This is a genomic window from Daejeonella sp., from assembly GCF_044348475.1.
GTDB lineage: Bacteria > Bacteroidota > Bacteroidia > Sphingobacteriales > Sphingobacteriaceae > Daejeonella.
Genome location: NZ_JBIKSU010000032.1, coordinates 1 through 22,677 on the forward strand (window position 1 = coordinate 1; position 22,677 = coordinate 22,677).

Annotated in this window: 16 protein-coding genes and 1 tRNA gene; 8 read left to right on the forward strand and 9 right to left on the reverse strand. The window is 37.3% G+C overall.

The window, feature by feature from the left end; genetic code table 11:
- From fusA to rpsL, 3 genes are all read right to left on the reverse strand, one after another.
- A partial coding sequence (gene fusA / locus ACIQZ6_RS07970; protein WP_395809907.1) for an elongation factor G occupies positions 1-1,534 on the reverse strand: 1,534 nt, incomplete at its 3' end.
- Positions 1,535-1,549: 15 nt separating this feature from the next.
- Positions 1,550-2,017 carry a 30S ribosomal protein S7 gene (gene rpsG, locus ACIQZ6_RS07975; protein WP_079703558.1) on the reverse strand — a complete coding sequence of 156 codons (468 nt, stop codon included), beginning with the start codon at positions 2,015-2,017 and terminating at the stop codon, positions 1,550-1,552.
- 19 nt (positions 2,018-2,036) lie between these two features.
- Positions 2,037-2,447, reverse strand: coding sequence for a 30S ribosomal protein S12 (rpsL, locus tag ACIQZ6_RS07980; protein WP_306550734.1), 411 nt, complete (start codon positions 2,445-2,447; stop codon positions 2,037-2,039).
- Between the two features lie 406 nt (positions 2,448-2,853).
- Here rpsL and ACIQZ6_RS07985 point away from each other — a divergent pair, with 406 nt between their 5' ends.
- Entirely contained in the window at positions 2,854-3,684 is an 831-nt protein-coding gene (locus ACIQZ6_RS07985; protein WP_395809910.1) for a hypothetical protein, read from the forward strand.
- A gap of 267 nt (positions 3,685-3,951) precedes the next feature.
- Entirely contained in the window at positions 3,952-6,399 is a 2,448-nt protein-coding gene (locus ACIQZ6_RS07990) for a helix-turn-helix domain-containing protein (RefSeq protein ID WP_395809912.1), read from the forward strand.
- A 176-nt stretch (positions 6,400-6,575) separates the two neighbouring features.
- Here the strand turns inward: ACIQZ6_RS07990 and ACIQZ6_RS07995 are convergent, their stop codons facing one another.
- From ACIQZ6_RS07995 to ACIQZ6_RS08020, 6 genes are all read right to left on the reverse strand, one after another.
- Positions 6,576-8,573 (reverse strand): M1 family metallopeptidase, encoded by a 1,998-nt coding sequence (locus ACIQZ6_RS07995; RefSeq protein ID WP_395809914.1) that lies wholly within the window; start codon positions 8,571-8,573, stop codon positions 6,576-6,578.
- Between the two features lie 59 nt (positions 8,574-8,632).
- Positions 8,633-8,980 (reverse strand): Spx/MgsR family RNA polymerase-binding regulatory protein, encoded by a 348-nt coding sequence (locus tag ACIQZ6_RS08000; RefSeq protein ID WP_395809916.1) that lies wholly within the window; start codon positions 8,978-8,980, stop codon positions 8,633-8,635.
- A gap of 42 nt (positions 8,981-9,022) precedes the next feature.
- Positions 9,023-9,583 carry an aminoacyl-tRNA hydrolase gene (gene pth, locus ACIQZ6_RS08005; RefSeq protein ID WP_395809918.1) on the reverse strand — a complete coding sequence of 187 codons (561 nt, stop codon included), beginning with the start codon at positions 9,581-9,583 and terminating at the stop codon, positions 9,023-9,025.
- A 104-nt stretch (positions 9,584-9,687) separates the two neighbouring features.
- Positions 9,688-10,263, reverse strand: a complete 576-nt coding sequence (locus ACIQZ6_RS08010; protein ID WP_395809920.1) for a 50S ribosomal protein L25/general stress protein Ctc — start codon at positions 10,261-10,263, stop codon at positions 9,688-9,690.
- A 90-nt stretch (positions 10,264-10,353) separates the two neighbouring features.
- Positions 10,354-11,298, reverse strand: a complete 945-nt coding sequence (locus ACIQZ6_RS08015) for a ribose-phosphate pyrophosphokinase (protein WP_395809922.1) — start codon at positions 11,296-11,298, stop codon at positions 10,354-10,356.
- Positions 11,299-11,416: 118 nt separating this feature from the next.
- A tRNA-Gln gene (locus ACIQZ6_RS08020) sits at positions 11,417-11,487 on the reverse strand.
- Between the two features lie 698 nt (positions 11,488-12,185).
- Here ACIQZ6_RS08020 and ACIQZ6_RS08025 point away from each other — a divergent pair.
- The 6 genes from ACIQZ6_RS08025 to ACIQZ6_RS08050 all read left to right on the forward strand — a co-directional run.
- Complete coding sequence (locus tag ACIQZ6_RS08025) at positions 12,186-15,344, forward strand: protein O-mannosyl-transferase family (protein WP_395809924.1); 3,159 nt, start codon at positions 12,186-12,188, stop codon at positions 15,342-15,344.
- A 114-nt stretch (positions 15,345-15,458) separates the two neighbouring features.
- A complete protein-coding gene (locus tag ACIQZ6_RS08030) occupies positions 15,459-16,949 on the forward strand; it encodes a sugar ABC transporter ATP-binding protein (RefSeq protein ID WP_395809926.1) in 1,491 nt (496 codons plus the stop codon).
- Positions 16,936-17,874 (forward strand): ABC transporter permease, encoded by a 939-nt coding sequence (locus ACIQZ6_RS08035; RefSeq protein WP_395809928.1) that lies wholly within the window; start codon positions 16,936-16,938, stop codon positions 17,872-17,874. The genes ACIQZ6_RS08030 and ACIQZ6_RS08035 overlap by 14 nt, the downstream gene beginning before the upstream one ends.
- A 9-nt stretch (positions 17,875-17,883) precedes the next feature.
- Positions 17,884-18,816 carry a sugar ABC transporter substrate-binding protein gene (locus ACIQZ6_RS08040; protein ID WP_395809930.1) on the forward strand — a complete coding sequence of 311 codons (933 nt, stop codon included), beginning with the start codon at positions 17,884-17,886 and terminating at the stop codon, positions 18,814-18,816.
- Between the two features lie 127 nt (positions 18,817-18,943).
- Positions 18,944-21,454, forward strand: a complete 2,511-nt coding sequence (locus tag ACIQZ6_RS08045; RefSeq protein WP_395809932.1) for a DUF1549 domain-containing protein — start codon at positions 18,944-18,946, stop codon at positions 21,452-21,454.
- Between the two features lie 9 nt (positions 21,455-21,463).
- Positions 21,464-22,677, forward strand: a 1,214-nt coding sequence (locus tag ACIQZ6_RS08050; protein ID WP_395809934.1) for a DUF1501 domain-containing protein, incomplete at its 3' end; no start/stop codon positions are given.

The window sequence follows — 22,677 nt, forward strand, 5'->3', positions numbered from 1 at the left end:
TATCGGCAAACTTACCACGACCACCCGTTTGTTTTTTATACGTTTCACGGTGCTGTGTAGTGCCTGTAATTGCTTCTTTATAAGAAACTTGCGGAGCACCCTGATTCACCTCAACCTTAAATTCACGTCTCAAACGATCAATCAAAATATCTAAGTGAAGCTCACCCATACCAGAAATAACGGTTTGGCCAGTTTCTTCATCCGTTTGAACACGGAATGTAGGATCTTCTTCAGCTAATTTACCTAAGCCAATTCCTAATTTATCAACGTCGGCTTGAGTTTTAGGCTCAATTGCCAAACCGATAACAGGCTCTGGAAAATTCATTGACTCCAATACAATTGGATGCTTCTCATCACAAAGTGTATCTCCTGTTTTGATATCCTTAAAACCTACTACCGCAGCAATATCTCCTGCTCCAACATTTGGAATAGGGTTTTGCTTGTTAGCATGCATTTGGAAGATACGAGAGATACGCTCTTTATTATCAGAACGCATATTGTGTACATAAGAACCTGCTTCCAGATTCCCAGAGTAAACGCGGATAAAGCATAAACGACCTACGAAAGGATCTGTCGCAATCTTAAATGCTAAAGCTGCAAATGGTTCTTTTTCACTTGGCTTACGCAAAACTTCTAAACCAGTATCAGGATTAGTACCCACGATACCTTCAACATCCATTGGAGATGGCAATAATTCCATCACATAATCAAGCATGGTTTGAACACCTTTATTCTTGAATGAAGAACCACATACCATTGGTACGATCTTGGCATCAAGAACTGCTTTACGCAGGGCATCAAGAACTTCGCGCTCTGTAATTGTTTCAGGAGCATCGAAGAATTTCTCCATTAAGCTTTCATCATACTCAGCAACTGATTCAAGTAATTTCTCTCTCCATTCAGTAGCTTCTTCAACCAAATCATCAGGAATTGGAATCTCAGTAAAGGTCATCCCTTTATCATGCTCATTCCAAACAATTCCACGGAAGTTGATTAAATCAACTACACCTTTAAATGAATCTTCAGAACCAATTGGTAATTGCAAAGGAACAGCATTGCTTCCAAGCATATCCTTAACTTGCTTCACAACTTTTAAGAAATCAGCACCTGAACGGTCCATCTTATTAACGAACCCAATACGTGGAACGCTATAATTGTTAGCTAAACGCCAGTTAGTTTCTGATTGTGGCTCAACACCATCAACTGCTGAGAAAAGGAATACTAATCCGTCTAAAACACGTAATGAACGATTTACCTCTACGGTAAAATCTACGTGTCCAGGAGTATCAATAACGTTGATATGATACGTATCACCTCTATATTTCCAGTTTACTGTTGTTGCTGCAGAAGTAATGGTAATACCACGCTCCTGCTCTTGTGCCATCCAATCCATGGTTGCTGCACCATCGTGCACCTCACCAATTTTATGGCTTACTCCTGAGTAATAAAGAATACGCTCCGTTGTAGTGGTTTTACCCGCATCAATGTGGGCAGCGATACCGATATTTCTTGTATATTTTAAGTCTCTTGACATTGTATTATTTCCTGATTAGAATCTAAAATGAGAGAATGCTTTGTTGGCTTCTGCCATTTTGTGCGTATCTTCTTTCTTCTTTACTGCTGCACCTTCTCCCTTAGAAGCTGAAATGATTTCACCTGCTAATTTCTCAGTCATCGTTTTTTCACCACGCTTACGGGAATAGTTGATCAACCACTTCATTCCTAAAGCAATTTTACGCTCAGGACGAACTTCAGTTGGAACCTGGAAATTTGCACCACCTACACGACGAGATTTAACCTCAACAGCAGGCATTACATTATTCAGGGCCTTTTTCCAAGACTCTAATCCGTTTTCACTTGTTTTTTTCTCTACTAACTCAACTGCATCGTAGAAAATAGAGTATGCGATAGATTTTTTACCGTCATACATCATATTATTTACAAACCTAGTCACCATTACGTCGTTAAACTTTGGATCAGGCAGTAAGATTCTCTTTTTTGGTTTTGACTTTCTCATGTTGCTTTCCTCCGTTTAATTAATTCTTTTTACCTTTTGCACCCTCTGCTACTTGTCCTGGCTTCGGTTTCTTAGTTCCGTATTTAGAACGACGTTGGTTACGACCGGCTACTCCAGAAGTATCTAAAGCTCCACGGATGATGTGATAACGTACACCAGGTAAATCTTTAACACGACCACCACGTATTAAAACGATGGAGTGTTCTTGCAAGTTGTGACCTTCACCCGGAATGTAAGCATTCACTTCTTTTCCGTTTGTTAAGCGCACACGTGCAACTTTACGCATTGCTGAGTTTGGTTTTTTAGGGGTAGTGGTATACACACGTGTGCACACTCCTCTTCGCTGTGGACAGCTGTCCAACGCTGGTGACTTACTCTTGTCAACCAGAGCTACTCTACCTTTTCTAACTAATTGTTGGATAGTAGGCATTTTTTCCTTTTAGTGTTTAAATATTTATTACCCCCATAGCAAAGCTTTTTACAGTTTTCATTTAGGGACTGCAAAAGTAGGATTTTATTTTGATTTTCAAGGGCTTGGATAAGAAAAAATTGAAATTAATGTGATTTTGATCTGATGTTTGCTTTTTTGTCTTTAAAGCGAGATCCTACTCGACCGATAAGACACGTTGTTGCAGAAGAACCCTCTTGATTTAGGTAATGCTTATAGGCGGGCTTTGACCTTCATTATGAATACCAAAAGTTAGCCAATTTACCCTTTAATAGAAAAATACTACCGTTTAAACATCCTATTGCTAATTGCTATTGCTTCTTCACAAATTCATCATACTAATAAAATCAAAAGAATAAAGAGTATGAATAACCCAAGGCAAAACCAAATGCATTTAAACAACAATCCCGAAGAAAATATACGTATGGAAAATGAATTCCTGCAATTGAAACTCAAGGCAGAACTAGGCGCAGAAACATTTATCGCGGGCAATTTCCCGCCAAAAGTTGAAAATGAATTCCTGAAAAATGTACTTGCATTTGAAAACAGCTTTTCAACTACTCCAATGAAAAAAATTTATGAGCTGCTAGAAAAGCCCCAATATAAACCGGAAATTGAGTTAGACGAAACTGCGATAGAATTAGCGTTAGAGGCTTTGATTACCCTAATGAAAAAGAAACAAATTACTCTTGAATTTTTAGGGGCCTATAGTAGTCGTACTAAATATAAATTTATAACTGAAGAGTTTTTCAATGAAGAAGTTTCAGAAAACACGATACCAGGGATGATCTGGGATTTTAACTATGATGAGTACCGCCCTAACCATAAAGTAGCGATCGAACAACAAACTACCTCCTTTATTTCGGCATGGATTGATCAAAAATTAACTAAAGATTACTTTGGTTTAGCAGACACCTTTATAATGCCCAATGGTCAACTATTTGACAAAGATGAAATTGTAAACAAAATAAAAAATATTTGCAAGAGCTTTCCTGAATTTAAAGACTGCTCATACACCATTGAAAAGATTGACTATGAACTACAAAACCATATCGGCATGGGGTTTTCTGAAGGAATTGTAAAATATAGTGCGATGTCAAGAAGTCAGGAAAAAATTACTATTGAGGGTCAATTTAAATTATATTTTACGCTGGAATTTAATTCTTGGTCTATCTTTTACTTCATATTCCCAGGATTTGAATTTCCTTTTATGGAATAAATGATAGTTTATATAACCTGATTGAATCTATTGGTTAGTTCAAGAAAATCTCTGAATTTATTTATCGAATTAAGGTTTATAACTATTACTAGATTGGATTGGACTTCAAACTGTTTGCCGAAAACTAAAATTATCAATTGAATATATTATTAAAAGCAATTCATATATCAATAACGGTAGGTTAATACTTGTAAACAGTATTCCTCTTAGTATATAAGATTTTAATCTTTATCTTGCCAGCATACCAAAAAATGTCAAATAATACCCATGGAGCAGAATTCACAACTGGAGCTCGCATTTAATTTTGTTCAATACACAGACAAAAATATTTTTCTGACAGGAAAGGCCGGAACAGGCAAAACAACATTCCTGCACCAGTTAAAAAAACAAACGCATAAACGCATGGCGGTAGTAGCTCCTACCGGAGTAGCTGCTATCAATGCCGGAGGTGTTACAATAAATTCATTTTTTCAACTTCCTTTTGGGCCTTATATACCCGGAAATACAGGAAATGTTCAGCATAAACGTTTTAATAAAGACAAAATAAATCTGATAAAAAGTCTCGACCTTTTGGTTATTGATGAGATCAGTATGGTTCGTGCAGATACTCTTGATCATATCGACGAAGTATTAAGGCGCTTTAAGAATCATACTAAACCGTTTGGTGGTGTTCAGATTCTGATGATTGGCGACTTGCACCAGTTATCGCCTGTAGTTAAAGATGAAGATTGGTTAATACTTAAAGATTACTACCCAAACCTCTTTTTCTTTGCCAGCAAAGCACTAGAAAAAACCAGCCAAGTGAGTATTGAACTAAAACATATTTATAGGCAGGTTGACGCCCAATTTATTGACCTTTTGAATAGCGTCCGAAAAAATGATATCGATGAGAATGTGCTCAGAAAGCTAAATTCGAGATATATACCAGATTTTAAACCTGCAGATGAAGAAGGATATATAACACTTACCACCCACAATAAGTCTGCACAGGATACCAATGAAATAAAACTAGGAGAATTAAATGATCCTGCTTTCAGCTATAAAGCAGTCATCGAAGGCGATTTTCCAGAATACTCTTATCCCACTGTTGCCGAGCTTGAACTAAAAAAGGGAGCACAGGTCATGTTTGTGAAGAACGACCTGTCTAAAGAACGTCTTTTCTTTAATGGAAAAATAGGTATGATCACCCGGATATCCAATGATCAGATCAGCGTCAAATGCCCGGGTGATCTTTCAGAGATCATTGTTAACCCGCTGACCTGGACCAATATAAAATACGAGTTAGCTACCGAAACCAAAGAGGTTAAAGAAAAAATTATTGGTTCTTTTACACAATATCCATTGAAGCTGGCATGGGCAATTACCATTCACAAAAGCCAGGGATTAACTTTCGAAAAAGCTGTGATCGATGCTAATCTTGCCTTTGCCCATGGCCAGGTTTATGTTGCTTTAAGTCGCTGTAAAAGCTTTGAAGGCATGGTATTAAGAAGTCCGATTTCTTTTAACAGTGTTAAAACTGATGGAACGGTATCTGAATATACACGAAATGCCAAAAACAATGAACCTGGCGAACAACAATTGATAGAATCAAGAAATGCTTTTCAGCAAACTTTGCTTTTTGAATTATTTGACTTCAACCCTATTAAAAGTTACTTTTTCCAAGTCCGAAAAATTGCTGAAGATCATCATAACATACTCGATCCTAAAATTATTGATGATTTAAAATTAATTCGTGAAAATTCAGAAAAAGACATTTATGAAGTTTCAGAGAATTTTAAAAAACAGCTGAACAGCTTTCTTACAGATCTGTTACTTCCTGAAGATAACCAGGAATTGCAGGAGCGCGTTAAAAAAGCTTCAGCCTATTTTATGAATAAAGCTGAATCAGTTTTTCATGATCCGCTAAAGAAATTAAACACAGATTGTGATAATAAAGCTGTTAGAACCAGCTTAAAAGATGCATTAGATAATTTACAGAAGGAGATCGCCGTAAAAAAGGCATTAATGAACATTTGCCAGAATGGTTTTTCTACTTCGCACTACCTAAAAAGCAAATCAAATGCAGAAATTGACCATGTATCTGCAAAAGTTGGAACTAAAGAATCTGGTAAAATTGCAGCTAACATTCCACATCCTGAATTATATATATCACTAAGACAATGGAGAGACGCTCTTGCAGAGGAATGGGGAGTTCCGGTGTATCTTGTTCTGGCTCAAAAGTCGATCCTTGAATTGGTCCAATCATTGCCATCAAACCTGGTTGAACTTGAAGGCATTAAAGGTTTAGGGAAAACCAGAATAAAGCAATACGGACAGCAAATTATTGAAATAATTACCAATTATTGCGAAAACAATGAGGTGGAAAGGCAGGCTATGGTCATCTCTTTTACAGAGAAGAAAATTAAAATTGATACCAAAAAAGTTTCTCTAGATCTGTTCAAATCTGGAAAAACAATAGCTGAAATTGCCATTGAGCGAGGCTTCACCCCAACCACCATTGAAGGCCATCTGGCTTTTTATATCAATTCAGGTGAAATATCGGTTTTCGAAATTGTGTCAAAATTGAAAGTAGCAAAGATCATGGCTTTTATTACTCAACATCCTGGTAAAGATACCGCCGAAACTAAAAATGCTTTAGGCGATGATGTTTCGTATGGAGAATTAAGAGCTGTACTCAATCATCTTGCGTATGTCAAAACAGAGGAGTCTTCCTAATGGATATCAATATCTAAGCCTAATAGACTACAATTATCTGATGCAACTAAATCAAAAAACTTCTCAATACATATTAAAAGCGAGTTTTTTGACGATTATTGTAGATCAGACGAATCATCAATATATTTTAAAATTAATTTCCTGCAGGAAATTACCTGCAGGAAATTAAAATTCTCTTATTTAGTTGAAGTCCAGCTATTATTTGCCGAATTTGAATCCGGTAAAACCTTATCAGGATCTGAAACAACAGACACAATCTCTTCCACGGAAGGATAAACAAAAGTCCATTGCTTATTTCGCTGCCAAACCTCAACAGGAAGTTTGAGTCTGCTTACCTTACCGCTCTTTGTCTTTATTTCTAGGATAACCGGCATAGGCATTTTCTCAAGATTTTCAATAGTAATCAAAGCACCCTGTGCAGGATCATTTTTCACATATTTTACATCAGTAACAGCCTGATCGAGTTTCCAGTTATTTATAAACCAGCCTCTCCAGAACCAGTTCAGATTTTCACCGGCTACGTTCTCTATTGTACGGAAGAAATCATCTGGAGTTGGATGCTTGTAAGCCCAACGCTCAATATATGTCTTAAATGCTCTGTCAAATCGATCAGCACCAATAACCTGTTCACGCAATAAAGTTAATCCAATAGCAGGCTTATAATACGCTAGAATTCCAATATTTCTTTCTTTCATATTATCTGGACTGCTCATAATCGGTTCAAAAGCATCACTTGTAATTATTTTACCCAAATTATGCATATCTGTAGTTCTTGGCTTGTATTCACCGCCATTGAAATCTTTTGAAGCTAAAGAATTTATAAAAGTATTAAAGCCCTCATCCATCCATGCAAATAATCGCTCATTTGACCCTACAATCATTGGGAACCAAGTATGACCAAATTCATGATCAGTAACTCCCCAAAGTGCACCTGATTTAGCGCTTGCACCGCAAAAAACAATACCAGGGTATTCCATACCTCCAGCAATCGAAGCTACATTAGTAGCAGCCGGGTAGGGAAATTCAAGCCACTTATTAGAATTAAATTCATTTGATGCTTTGGTATATTCTGTAGAACGACCCCAAGCATCTACCCCATCACTTTCTACAGGATATGCAGAAATAGCCATTGACTTTTTACCACTTGGCAAATTCATTCTTGCGGCATCGATAATAAATGCTGCAGATGAAGCCCATGCAGCATCACGCGCATTCTTTAATTTAAAATTCCAGGTTATTTCCTGTTTACCTGTTGGACGAGATTTTGGATCAGCAATTTCAGTAGCAGATCTGATAATCACTGTTTTATCACTTTGAGCTGCAGCTTTCCAGCGATTTTGCTGCTCAACTGTGTATACATCCTGAGGATTTGTCAATTCACCCGAACTCACCACAATATGGTTTGATGGCACGGTAATGCTGATGTCATAATCTCCATACTCGAGATAAAACTCACTAGGACCTGTATATGGCAGTGTGTTCCAACCTAAAACATCATCATAAACGCACATTCTTGGGTACCATTGGGCAACAGAAAATATTTTGCCATTCTTAGTATTTAAAATCCCCATCCGGTCAGAACCATAGTCGGGCGAGATAAACGAATAGTCAATTTTTAGTTTTAACTGCCCTCCACCTGCTGAAATTGCAGAAGGTAGGTAGATTTGCATCCGGGTTTCCTGAATTAAGAATTCAACTGACGACTCGATAGTTTTACCTTTTTCAACCGAAATTAATTTTACAGATTTGATCGTATACCCCCCATCAAATTGCTGTCCTCGGGCACCATTACGACTTCCTGTTGGTGGAATAATGGCATTACCTCTTGAATCACTCTTAAACAAATTCTGGTCAAGTTGCATCCAGATAAAATCTAATTTATCAGGACTATTATTGGTGTAGGTTATTATTTCAGTGCCTGAAATTTCATTCGTCTGATCATTTAATCTAACAGATAGTTTGTAATCAGCACGATTTTGCCAATATTTAGGACCAGGCTGACCACCAGAAGATCTATAATCATTCCCATTTTTTGTATAAAATAACGGACTGAAAGCATCATTATAATTGTAGTTATTGATTGTAGGTATAGTCTGATTAGCCGTTTGCGCCCAACCCGAAGTAACAAGGCAAATAAGCGAAATAAGAAGCGATAAAAATTTTAGTTTATTCATTTAATTATTTTTAGTGGTTGTAAAGAATTGTTCAAATAGCAAAGATTAGTATAATTTAATTATTTGAGAAGCTCTGAAAGCTGCTCTTCATTGAAGCCAAGAATAACTGAACCTGAATCTGTTTCAATTACTGGTCGTTTAATAATACTGGGTTTAACCTGCATCAGCTTGAATGCGTCTGCTTTACTAACGATAGATCGTTGAAGTTCAGCATCAAGCATTTTCCAAGTAGTTCCGCGCTTATTAAGAAATGTCTCCCAGCCAAGCTTATCTGCCCACTCTTCTAGTGTTTCACTACTAATTCCTAGCTTCTTGAAATCATGAAATTCATAATCCAACTGATTAAGCTTAAACCAATCGAGCGTTTTTTTGACCGTATTACAATTAGGGATTCCGTAAATTTTCATTTGTAGGTTCAATAAATTCGGTTTGGGTTTTCAGAAAACTATTTATTTATTAAAACGGGTCATTGTTAGTTCAGTACCTGCAGTAACAAAGCTTTGAATAAACTCAATAGATTGATCAATCAGAGCGGGAAGTTCTTTTTGCTCATCTGGATCAAACCCACTCAAAACAAAATCAACTTGCCTTCCTTTTGGAAAGTTATCTCCGATACCAAAGCGTAATCTGGGATAATCTGCACTTTCAAGCATAGCTTCAATGCTCTTTAAACCATTATGACCTGCCGGACTACCTTTAGGCTTTAGTCTGATCGTGCCAAATGGTAAGGCCAAATCGTCAACAACAACTAATACGTTTTCTTTAGGAATCCCAAGCTCTTGCATCCAGTAATTTACTGCCTTACCGCTCAAATTCATATAAGTAGTAGGTTTAATCACATAAATATTCCTGCTTTTATAATTGAACTCCGTATAATAGGCAAGTCGCATATTAAAAAAGGAAGAATGAGCCTGCTTCGCAAATTCATCAGCCACCATAAAACCAATATTATGCCTGGTGTCGGCATACTCTGGTCCGATATTACCTAAGCCTACAATCAAATACTTCATGAAGAACAAATATGGCAGAAAGCTTTGAAAAAAAGCGAATTGAATTATAAAAAAAGCAGCGCAGGTTTTTCCTGCGCTGCTAATCAAAAAAATATTAATGCAAATTATTTTTTAGCGTCGTTTTCAGCTTGCTTTAATGCACGAGACATTGTAACTGAAACGATAGTATCCTCTGGGTTGTTCGTAATTTTAAAGTTGTCAAAATTTAACTCTCCAACACCAACAGATTTACCAACTTCAAGCTTTGTGATACTTACTTCAACATTTTGAGGCATATCTTTTGGCAAAGCTTTAACACGTAGTTTACGTAATTTCTGAATTAACTTACCACCAATTTTAACACCTGGTGACGTACCGGTTAATTTTACAGGAATCTGCATAACAACTGGTTTCTTTTCATCTAACTCTAAAAAGTCAACATGTAAAGGTAAGTCAGTTAATGGATGAAAATTAACATCCTGAATAATGGCTTGTGCTTTCACACTACCAATTTCCAAAGCAACGAATGAAACATCTGGTGTATACACCAAAGCTTTCAAATCAGCTGCAGACACAGAAAAGTGGATCTGATTTTTTCCACCATAAAGAACTGCAGGAACTAATCCCTGATAACGCAGCTCTTTTGCGTCTCTTTTCCCTACGTTCTCTCTTGGAGAACCGCTAATAGCAATTGATTTCATAATTATTTATTTTTGTTTGTATTTAGCTGTTAGAAAATCTAACATTCTACTATTTTTAATCTTGACCCGTTACTATCCGGACCAATATTCTTATTCTATCTTAAACAACTCGCTTATTGATCCATGCTCATTAACATTAGCAATGGCTCTACTAAAAAGATCGGCTGTTGATAATACCTTGATCTTAGGACTTGATTTAACAGAAGCAATGGTATCTGTAACTATCAACTCTGTTAAAGCCGAACCTTCAACTGTTCTATAGGCATCGCCTGATAAAACTGGATGGGTACAAACTGCTCTGACACTATTGGCACCATTTTCCATGATTAGTTCAGCAGCCTTAGCCAATGTTCTGGCTGTGTCACAAATATCATCCATAAGAACTACATCCCTACCGGTAACATCACCAATAATAGACATAGATTCAATTTCATTAGCTCTTTTTCTTTGTTTATCACAGATAACAACCTCTGCATTAAAAAATTTGGCGAATGTTCTTGCTCTATATGAACCACCCATATCAGGTGATGCAATAGTAAGATTGGGAAGATTCAAATTTTTGATATAAGGAACAAATATGACAGATGCATCTAGGTGATCAACAGGTATATCAAAAAAACCTTGAATCTGAGCAGCATGAAGATCCATTGTCATGATTCTGTGAGCCCCTGCAGCAGTAATCAGGTTAGCCATTAACTTAGCTCCTATGGCAACACGCGGTTTATCTTTTCTATCCTGTCTTGCAAATCCAAAATAGGGAACAACAACAGTAATGTAATGAGCTGAAGCTCTTTTAGCAGCATCAATCATTAAAAGGAGCTCAACAAGATTATCATTGGGCTGATTGGTAGATTGTATCAGAAATACATCACAACCACGAACTGTTTCATTATAATGAGGTTGAAATTCACCATCACTAAATTTCGATAAAACAATATCGCCTAGTTTAATTCCATAACTTTCACCAATATTCTTAGCTAGCTCTAGGGTACCTGAGCCAGCAAATAATTTTATAGGATTGAAGGAAAGGGCCATTTTTTCGGGTTTCGAACTTATTATTTAGGATTAATGCCTAAAAGGACACAAGTATATTAAAAAGTAAACCGCACTGCGATTTTTAAATTGTAATTCCGAAACTCGAAATTTTTATTAGTTGCCCGACCAGGATTCGAACCTAGACAAACTGCACCAAAAACAGTTGTACTACCATTATACTATCGGGCAATCAATTCAAAAAGAAGCTCCTTTTGAAATGGAATGCAAATATAGTGGGATATACTATAAAGTGCAAATGAAAATTCATTTTTGTTACAGCATTGAGTAGTGAGTAGTGAGTAGTGCGTTTTGAGTATTGAGTATAGAGTATTGAGATAGATTCTGCTTCATACCTCAGATAACAGACAACTGATAACAGACAACTGATAACAGACAACTGATAACAGAAGAAAGTCAAAAGCGGAAAGGTGAAAGCAAAAAGCAGAGAAGAGCAATGATTTGAAATAATTAGTTGAAGTCAATGCTAACCAACTAACCAACTAACCAACTTCAGATAACTGATTTTGAGTATAGAGTATTGAGTATTGAGATAGATTCTGCTTCAGACTTCATACTTCATACCCCAGATAACAGACAACTGATAACTGCTAACAGATTTGAGTATTGAGATAGATTCTGCTTCAGACCTCATACTTCATACCTCAGATAACAGACAACTGATAACTGCTAACAGATTTGAGTATTGAGATAGATTCTGCTTCAGACTTCATACCTCATACCTCAGATAACAGACAACTGATAACTGATAACTGATAACAGACAACAGACATCTCCTCTATGTTAATTTCTGTTAAACACTCTTCTGTTTCTACCTCTAATAATAATAATTTCATTAATTTCGGCTTAATATTATTGATCTTGAATCCATGAACTATAACAAAATCAACAATTTATTAGGCTGGTTCAGCTTTTTGACAGCCCTAATTGTCTATACTTTGACACTTGAACCCTCGGCAAGTTTTTGGGATTCAGGCGAATTTATCGCCTCTGCCCATAAACTTCAGGTTGTTCATCAACCAGGTGCTCCTTTATTTTTGATGCTTGGAAAAGTATTTTCACTACTTGCAGGCGACGATACCAGTCGAGTTGCCTTTTGGATAAATATGTGCTCAGCCGTGGCAAGTGCCGCTACGATCCTTTTTCTTTTTTGGACAATAACTGCCCTGGCTAAAAAAGTTCTTTCAAAAGTTGACGAGAATCTTTCTAACTGGGAACTGATTACTATTATGGGTTCTGGCCTAGTTGGTGCACTCGCTTATACTTTTTCAGATTCATTCTGGTTTTCAGCTGTAGAAGCAGAAGTTTATGCACTTTCATCTCTTTGTACAGCAATCGTTTTTTGGGCAATCCTTAAATGGGATCAGCATGCAGATGAACCTTATTCAGACAGATGGCTCATATTTATTGCCTATGTTATGGGGCTTTCAATTGGGGTACACCTTTTGAACCTGCTCGCAATTCCTGCTATTGCTTTGGTCTACTATTTCAGACGATCAAAAACAAGAACAACTTCAGGAACCCTACTGGCATTGCTTATTGGAATCATTATTCTGGCATTTATTCAATATGGTATTGTTCAATACACAATCAAATTTGCAGCTTACTCTGATCTGTTTTTTGTAAATACATTGGGTCTTGATTTTGGAACAGGTGTTTTATTTTTTAGTTTTTTACTGATCGTGAGCCTTGTTTCAGGAATACTTTACACCATAAATGGAAGTAAAACCCATCTTCTGACAGCCATAACATGTTTTGTGGCACTAATGACTATTGGAGGTGGAATATCCGGATTAATCGTTGCTGCGATCATTTTGGCTAGTCTGGAATACATTCTGAATATCCGTGAAAAAAGAAGGTTACTGAACCTCGCATTAATTTCTATCGTGTTCATTATTTTTGGTTATGGCTCTTTTGCAATGATCGTAATCAGGGCAAAAGCAGATCCAACTCTTAATAATAGTGACCCTGAAAATGCATTTTCATTATTGAGCTATGTTAACAGAGAACAATATGGAGACCGTCCTTTACTTTATGGTCAATTCTTTGATTCAAAGCCTATTGATAACAAACAAGGTGATATTATTTATCGCAAAGGAAAAGAGAAATATGAAAATGCAGGCCAAAAATTTGAACGCGTATACGACCGCAATACCCTGTTGCCAAGAATGTACAGCGACGACCCCCAGCACGTAGGTTTTTATCGCGACTGGATGGGTTTAAAAGAAGACCAGTCACCAACATTCCTCAATAACCTCGGATTCCTAATTAGCTATCAAACCAGCTTCATGTATACCCGCTATTTTGCATGGAACTTTATTGGAAGGCAAAATGATGAACAGGGGCATGGCGATTATATTCATGGAAACTGGTTATCGGGCATAAGCTTCTTTGACAATATGTTATTGGGCGGGCAAAATGAACTTCCTAAAAGTCAATTAACCAATAATGCCTATAACAAATTCTACTTCTTACCATTCATTTTAGGAATTATCGGAGCATTATGGCACTTTAAAAAGAATGAAAAAGATGCCGGAATTGTTGCATTACTATTCTTCTTTACAGGGCTAGCTATCGTTTTGTATTTAAATCAAAATCCACTGCAACCAAGAGAACGTGACTATGCCTATACGGGCTCATTTTACGCATTCGCCATTTGGATAGGCCTTGGGGTGGCAGGGATAACAGATTTCTTACGCAAAAAATTAAATGCTCCAAAAGCAGCTGTTCTAGCTGCAATGATAGGATTACTGGCCGCACCGGTTTTAATGGCTAAAGAAGGATGGAACGATCATAACCGATCTACCAAGTTTACAGCTCGCGATATGGCAATCAATTACCTTGAATCTTGCGCGCCCAATGCCATTTTATTCACCTATGGTGATAATGATACCTACCCGCTTTGGTATGCACAGGAAGTTGAGAATGTCAGACCCGATGTGAGAGTGGTTAACCTCAGTCTTCTGGGAACCGATTGGTATATCAGACAAATGAAAAAGAAAGTAAACCAGGCTGAACCCCTTCCAATTACTATGCCTGATGAAAAATTTGTTCAGGGCGTACGAGATGTAATGGGATATCAGGATTACAATACAGCTGGAGCAGTTGAATTAAAAGATATTTTTGATATCATGACCTCTGATAATGATGCAGATAAAGCAACCTATCAGGATGGAAGTAAAGAGAACTTCCTGCCAACAAAAAATTTCAAGATCACCATTAACCCAGATCAGATTATTGCCAGCAAAACAGTTTCTGCAAATAAAAAAGATCTGATTTTGCCATCTATGGAATGGACATTTAATAAAAACTATGTTACAAAAACAGAATTAGCTTTAATTGATATTCTTGCACATAATGAGTGGAAACGCCCTATCTATTTTGCCATCACTGTTCCGGATGATAATTATATGGGACTAGGTGAATACTTATATAACGAGGGTTTTGCCTATCGACTTCTTCCGCTTAAAAAGCCAGCGCTTGATACAGCAAGTGGTGAGAAAGCTGAATTGACCAACACCGATCAGATGTATAACAATATGATGACCAAGTTTAAATGGGGCAATATGAAGAATGCCACTTATCTTGATCCGGAATCAGTAAGAATGAGCTTTACCATCATCAACCATTTTAACATTCTTGCAGAAAATCTGTATCGTGAAGGCCGGACTGAAGAAGCTAAAAAAGCGCTTTTAAAATGCATGGAAGTAGTGCCTGATAAAAATCATTCGCTAAACTTTACTATCCGTAAATTCTACATGGCCGATCTACTTTACAAGCTAAAAGAGGGAAAGAAAGCCAATGAAATTGTGGCCAATACTGCCGAATACATCGAAGACCAGTTAAATTATCTTGCTGCCATAGCACAAACTAAGGAAAACCTGAACACACGTGAGGTACAACTCGGAGTTTATGTTATGACTGAACTTGCAAAATTGACTGTTCAGAATGGAGAAACCGAACTGAATAAAAAATTACAGGATCGCCTAAAAGTTATTGAATCAAAATTCATTAGCGCAGAACGCTAAGAATTATCCTTCAACCTTCTAAAAAAAATCCCCGCTAAATGTAGCGGGGATTTTTTTTTATTAATTTCAAATCGTTACATTCAACTCCAACAAAATATTCGAATTTGAATAGGCATGCCTGAATCTGATCAAAAAATTATTCATGTAAAAGATCTAAATAAATCTTTTTCAGGCATTAAGGCACTGGATAATATTCAGTTTGACCTTTATCCAGGAGAAGTCCATGCCCTAATGGGCGAAAATGGAGCAGGAAAGTCAACATTCATGAAAATTTTAATGGGCCTTATTCTTCCAGATTCCGGTTCAATTAATTTTAACGGAGAATTCATTGAAAACATGGATGTTCATAAAATGCTACAAAAAGGCATTTCAATGATCCATCAGGAAATTTTAATGGTTCCTGAATTAACAATTGCTCAAAATATTTTTTTAGGAAGAGAATTTAAACAAGGGTTTTGGCTTGATGAACAAGAAATAGATAAAAAATCGGAAGAAATACTGAATTTGATCGGACTAAATCTAAATGTTCAAACCAAAGCAAAACAGCTGAGCATTGCTGAAATGCAACTCATTGAAATCGCAAAGGCAATTTCTAACCATGCAAAAGTCATCATCATGGATGAACCCACCTCAGCACTCTCAGATAAAGAGAGTGAACTACTTTTTAAACTAATTAATGATTTAAAAAGTAAGGGTGTAGGCATTATCTACATTTCTCATAAACTAGAAGAAATCTTTCAGATCGCAGATCGAATAACAGTACTAAGGGATGGCCAATATATAGCTACAAAAAATACAAACGAACTCGATAAAAATAGCCTAATCTCACTGATGGTTGGTCGGGAAATTGAAAACTTATTTTCTTCAGACTCTAGAGTTCCGGGCAATACAATTTTAGATGTGCGTGGTATAACTAAAAAAGACAAGTTTGAAAATATCAATTTCGAAGTACATGCACATGAAGTACTTGGAATTGCCGGTTTAATGGGTGCTGGTAGAACCGAAATTGCAAGAGCAATTTTTGGATTAGATAAAATAGATAGCGGCGAAATACTATTAAAAGGACATAAAATAGAAATAAGATCCCCAAAAGATGCGATAGAAAAAGGCATAGCCTATGTCAGTGAAGACCGAAAAGCTTTAGGATTCATTCCAGAAATGTCAATCATAGAAAATATTAGTCTCTCTACTTTAAAAAACTATTCAAAAGGAGGGTTCATTCAAACTAAAAAAGAGACAAAAGTTTCTTCCCAAATGGCTGGCGATCTAAAAATAAAAGCTGCAGGCCTCAATCAAAAAGTAATCAATTTAAGTGGAGGGAATCAACAAAAAATTGTGATTGCAAAGGCTTTATTAACCTCGCCCGCTCTCCTGATTTTAGATGAACCTACTAGAGGGATTGACATTGGAGCAAAACATGAAATCTATAAGCTAATTAACCAATTGGCCAATAATGGATTAGCGGTCATCATCATCTCATCAGAATTGCCTGAAATTTTGGGAATGAGTGACAGGATTTTAGTTTTATCTAAAGGAAAACAAACCGCTATTTTAACTAAACAAGAAGCAAGTCAAGAAACAATCATGCACTATGCAATACATTAATAACATTCGCCAATATGGTTTACTCATTGTATTTGGCATTATTTGCCTTATAATTTCTTTGATTACACCGCAATTTTTAACTGTTTCCAACCTGACCATCATTGTCACTCAGGTTTCAATCAATGCCTTGCTAGCCTTCGGAGTAACGTTTGTGATTATTACAGGAGGTATTGACCTATCCTTAGGTTCTATAGTTGCAGTAACTGGGGTTACAGCTGCAATGCTTGCCCATCCTGATAGCTACCCAGTTTTGATTCCAATAGTAATGGGTTTATTGGCCGGACTGCTGATGGGAGCTTTTAATGGTTTTATCATCACAAAAAGTAAAATTGCTCCATTTATTGTCACCCTGGGTACCATGACAATAGGACGAGGATTAGCTCTAATACTAAGCGATGGCAGGCCGGTATCTAACCTGTCTGACTCTTTTAATTATTTAGGAAGCGGAACAGTTTTTGGAATTCCTTTTTTAATATTAATTTTCATTCTTGTTTTTGCACTCTGTTCTATTATTCTTAGTAAAACGGTCTTAGGCAGGTACATTTATGCCATTGGCGGTAACGAACAAGCTGCCAGAGCTTCAGGGATTAATATTGATCGGGTCAAATTATATGTCTATTCAATTTCGGGCTTATTGGCAGGTTTAGCGGGTATTTTATTAGCATCGAGGATTACTACCGGCCAGCCCAATGCAGGAGCTGGATTCGAGTTAGATGCTATTGCTGCAGTGGTTATTGGAGGCACAAGCACTGCAGGTGGCAGGGGCACTATGGCAGGCACCTTGATTGGCGTTTTACTTATTGGGGTAATAAATAATGGGTTAGATTTACTTAATGTCACATCCTACTATCAACAAGTGGTCATGGGAATCATCATCATCGGAGCAGTTGTTTTAGATAGCCTGAACCAGAAATCAAATTCTTAAAAATAAAAAATGAAACACTCTTATCTAATTTTAATCGCATTAATAACGCTGTGTGTAGGATGTAATCCATCAACTAACAGCCAAAAAAGCAAGGAAAATAACATAGTAATAGGCGTATCTATGCTAAGTATGCAAAATGAATTCATTGTAAATATCAATGATGAGATGCAGAAAAAAGCAGAGGAATTAGGTGCCAAATTGATTATTGTGGATGCCGAACGTTCTTCATTAAAGCAAATTGAACAGATAGAGAGTTTTATAGCACAAAAAGTGGATGTTATTATTCTGAATCCTTGCGAATATGAAGCCAGCTCACCTGCTGTAGCCAAAGCTCTGGCAGCCAATATCCCAATTGTAAATGTAAACTCAGCTACCAAAATAGCACCAACTGCCTTTGTAGGATCGAATGATTTAGAATCTGGCAGAATTGCGATGAAATTCATTGTCGAACAACTGGGAGGCAAAGGTAATGTGGTGATGATCCAGGGCTTAAATGGACAGGCTGCACAAATTCAAAGAGAACTGGGCGCAAAAGAAATCCTGAAAGAATACCCCGAACTGAAACTTATTGCACAGCAAACCGCAGAGTGGGATAGATCAAAAAGTATGGACTTAATGCAAAATTGGATTCAATCTTATGGAACAAAGATTAATGCAGTATTTGCACATAACGATGAAATGGGATTGGGAGCAGTAAAAGCATTGCAAGATGCCGGAATGAAAGATAAAGTGATTGTAGTTAGTATTGATGCTATCGCGGATGCACTACAGGCAGTCAAAAAAGGCGATTTAGACGCTACGGTTTTTCAGGATGCCAAAAAACAAGGTGCCGGAGCTATTGAAACCGCTGTAAAGATTGCTCAAGGACAAAAAGTTGAAAAAGAGCTGATGATTCCATTTCAATTGGTTACAAAAGCAACTATTAAAGCGTATTTGAAATAAATAATCACTCATTCTAGAAAATTGATTTTTACTTTCCACGTACAACACGCTAGCAATAACTTATTTCCTATATTGTATCTTGAATTGTCAATTAGATTCAGGTGATATTAAAATTGCGAGGTAATTAATGAAACAAATTCTTAAAAAAGCTTTTACAGGAAATAAGGCAATAATTATTTGCATTACCCTTTTGGTAATTCTTCTGTTAAAGTTTATTTATAGTGCGTTTACTCCATCAACATCGTTGATTGCTCTACCTATCGAAAATTTCTGGCTATGGCGATTTCTAGGAAGACTTCATCCAATGGCGGTTCACTTCCCAGTTGGACTGCTGCTTTTTGCTGCTTTTATGGAGCTATTTACCCTGAAAAAATTTAGTTCCTCATTACGTCCTGGCATTCAACTACTTGTAATTGCAGGAACGGTTTCTGCCCTAGTTTCTGCATTTCTAGGATATTTTCTCTCCACAAATGGAGATTATAGCGCAAATTTAAGTATTCATCAATGGCTAGGTATTGTTGCAGCATTTTTAGGAATAATTGTCTGGCAGATTCAGAACAGAATACTAGTAAAAAAACAGCATTCACTTATAAAAACATATCGAATTTTCTTATTTATCACCGCATTTGGAGTACTAGCCGCTGGCCATTATGGAGCTTCATTAACCCATGGCGATGATTACCTGACTAGTACCCTGCCCTGGAATGAAGAATTTGAGGATGCCAATACTGCAAATTTTAATCTGGCATCTTTCAAAATGGATACTGCTAAACTATCCCTAAAGCAGGAAACAGAACTCAATTTAAAAGTCAGAGCACTATTTGCCCATAACTGTTATAAATGTCATGGAGATGAAAAGATTAAAGGTGAGCTAAGACTTGACCGCAAAAACATGGCTTTTAAAGGGGGTGAAAACGGACCTGTTATTATTCCTGGCAATGCGGCTGAAAGTGAATTATTCAGGCGTATCAATCTACCCTCCAACCACAAAGAAGTAATGCCATCTAAAGGTAAGAAGCTAAGCGATGGCGATATTGCTGTAATCAATTACTGGATTGAAAAAGGCGCCCCATGGCCCGACGGACCAGATAAGAATGAAGTTTTTAATAATGCTGTTCTTGCTCCCAGAAATCCGGCGCTTCCTCCCGCATCGGGCATACATACCAATCCGGTAGATCGATGGACCAATCAATATTTTGTAAAAAATAAAATTGAATGGCCCGAACTTGTTGATGACAGAACCTATCTGCGAAGAATATTTCTGGATATCATTGGTTTACTACCAAGCCTGGAAGATATACAAGCATTTAGTAAGGATAATAGGCCCGATAAAAGAGCGGTCTGGAGTAGAAAATTATTAGATCGGAAAGATGACTATGCAATTAACTGGCTCACCTTCTGGAATGATGCGCTTAGAAATGATTATACCGGTACTGGTTATATTACCAATGGGCGTTATGCCATTACCGATTGGTTGTATCAATCTATCCAATCAAATATGCCTTATGATCAATTTGTAAAAGAACTGGTAAGCCCTAAAGATGATCGTTCTAAAGGATTTGTTGAAGGCATTAAATGGCGTGGCGTTGTAAATGCCAGCCAAAGAACTGAAATGCAGGCTGCACAAAACGTATCACAAGTTTTTTTAGGTCTGAATTTAAAATGTGCATCCTGCCATAATAGTTTTATAAGTGACTGGAAGCTAGAAGATGCTTATGCATTTGCCAATATTTTTGCAGATACTACACTAGAAATAAACCGTTGCGATAAACCTACCGGCAAATATACTGATGCCAGAATGCTTTGGAAGGAACTGGGAAGCATTGACAATAAAGCAAAGGTCTCGGTTAAACGGGCACAGTTGGCAGAGAATATGGTAAAACCGCAAAATGGCCGATTGTATCGTACTCTAGTTAACAGAATGTGGGCTCAAATTATGGGGCGTGGTTTTATTGAACCAGTAGATATGATGGACAATGAACCTTGGAGCCAGGATATGCTGGATTGGATGGCCTTTAATTTTCAACAAAATAAGTCGGATATTAAAGAATTGATTTTTATGATCACTACCTCCAATACCTACCAACTACCATCCGCAGGATTTAAAGACCCAAATGAAATAATTGCCAAAGAATACAAATTTACCGGAAGGTTAAGAAAAAGAATGTCAGCAGAACAGTTTGCTGATGCCGGATCAGCACTATTCGGTACACTTTTTCCAGATTCAATGATTCGATACAAACCGATATTTACTCCATCCATTAATCAATCTAGTGTGCTATTCAACCGAGCATCTCTGGTTGTAAATAATCCATTTTTGACGGCTCTAGGCCGGCCAAATAGAGAAACAGTTTCTACAAGTAGAGAGTCGCAGGCAAATCTATTACAAGCCCTGGAACTCACCAATGGCGAAAGATTCAACACCATGCTCAAGAAAGGTGCAGAAAACTGGAAATTAAAGTATAAGAGCGGCGATTTGATCATTAAAGAGGTTTACAAACAAGCATTAGGACGAGAAGTGAAGGCCAATGAACTCAAGCTTGCAAAAAAAATATTAGGGGATAAGCCCGCAACTGATTCTATACAAGATCTTTTTTGGGCTATTATGCTACTCCCTGAATTTCAAATCATTTATTAATTATTGGGCATGAATAATCATTGGAACAGACGGGAATTTATAAAAAACAGTAGTGCAGCTACCCTTGCTGCACTTGCGGCAGGTGCTCCACTAACAAGTTTATTGTCATCTTGTAATAGCAAGAGAACAAATTCCAAAGCCGATACGGTCATCCTGCTTTGGATGGCTGGAGGAATGGCCCATACCGATACATTTGATCCAAAAAGATATACTCCTTTTTCAAAGGGCATGAATGCCAATGATGTATTGAGTACTTTTAAACCTGTTCCAACAATACTGGATGGGGTTTCCTTTTCAGAAGGACTTGAATCTATTGGTTCAATAATGGATAAAGGCACCGTGATCCGCTCGTATGTTGCCGGAGATATGGGACATATTTTACACTCCCGCCACCAATACCACTGGCATACCTGCTATAAACCACCTCAATCAGTATCTGCACCACATATTGGATCCTGGATTGCAAAAGAACTTGGATCTGTGAATCCGGTAATTCCTGCTTTTGTTGATATTGGTCAGCGGTTTACCTTGGGCGAAGGCGAAGAATTAAAAGCTTTCCATACTGCAGGTTTTCTAGGTAGTGAATACGGTCCTTTTCTGATACCCGATCCATCTGCCGGACTTGAAAGCGTAAGACCACCCTTAGGTATGTCATCTAAGAGGTTTGAAAAAAGGAACCAGCTTTATAATGATTTGATGAGCAAAAGTGCGATGGGAGAATTTGGTAGCGATTATCAAAAGGAATCATTAAGAAGGTCAATGGAGCAGGCCTATATGCTATTAAAATCGCCTGAGGCCGCCGCCTTTGATCTCAGCAAAGAACCCAAAGCAAGCTATGATATTTACAATACAGGCAAGTTTGGATTAGGTTGTTTGATGGCTCGTAGGTTAACAGAACAAGGAGCCCGGTTCATTAGTGTGACTACAGAATATGAACCATTCAAAAGCTGGGACACACATGACAATGGGCATACTCGCTTAATTGAGATGAAAAAACAAATCGATGGTCCAATTGCACAATTGATTAAAGATCTCGAAAAATCTGGCCATTTGGATCGCACATTGATCATTTTAGCTAGTGAATTTAGTAGGGATATGATGGTTGAAGGCCGGCCCGATCTTAAGGTTGAAGAGCAGGTAGCCCAGCCCGACATTATTCATGACATCAAAAACTACGGTATGCACCGCCACTTTACCGATGGATGTTCGATATTAATGTTTGG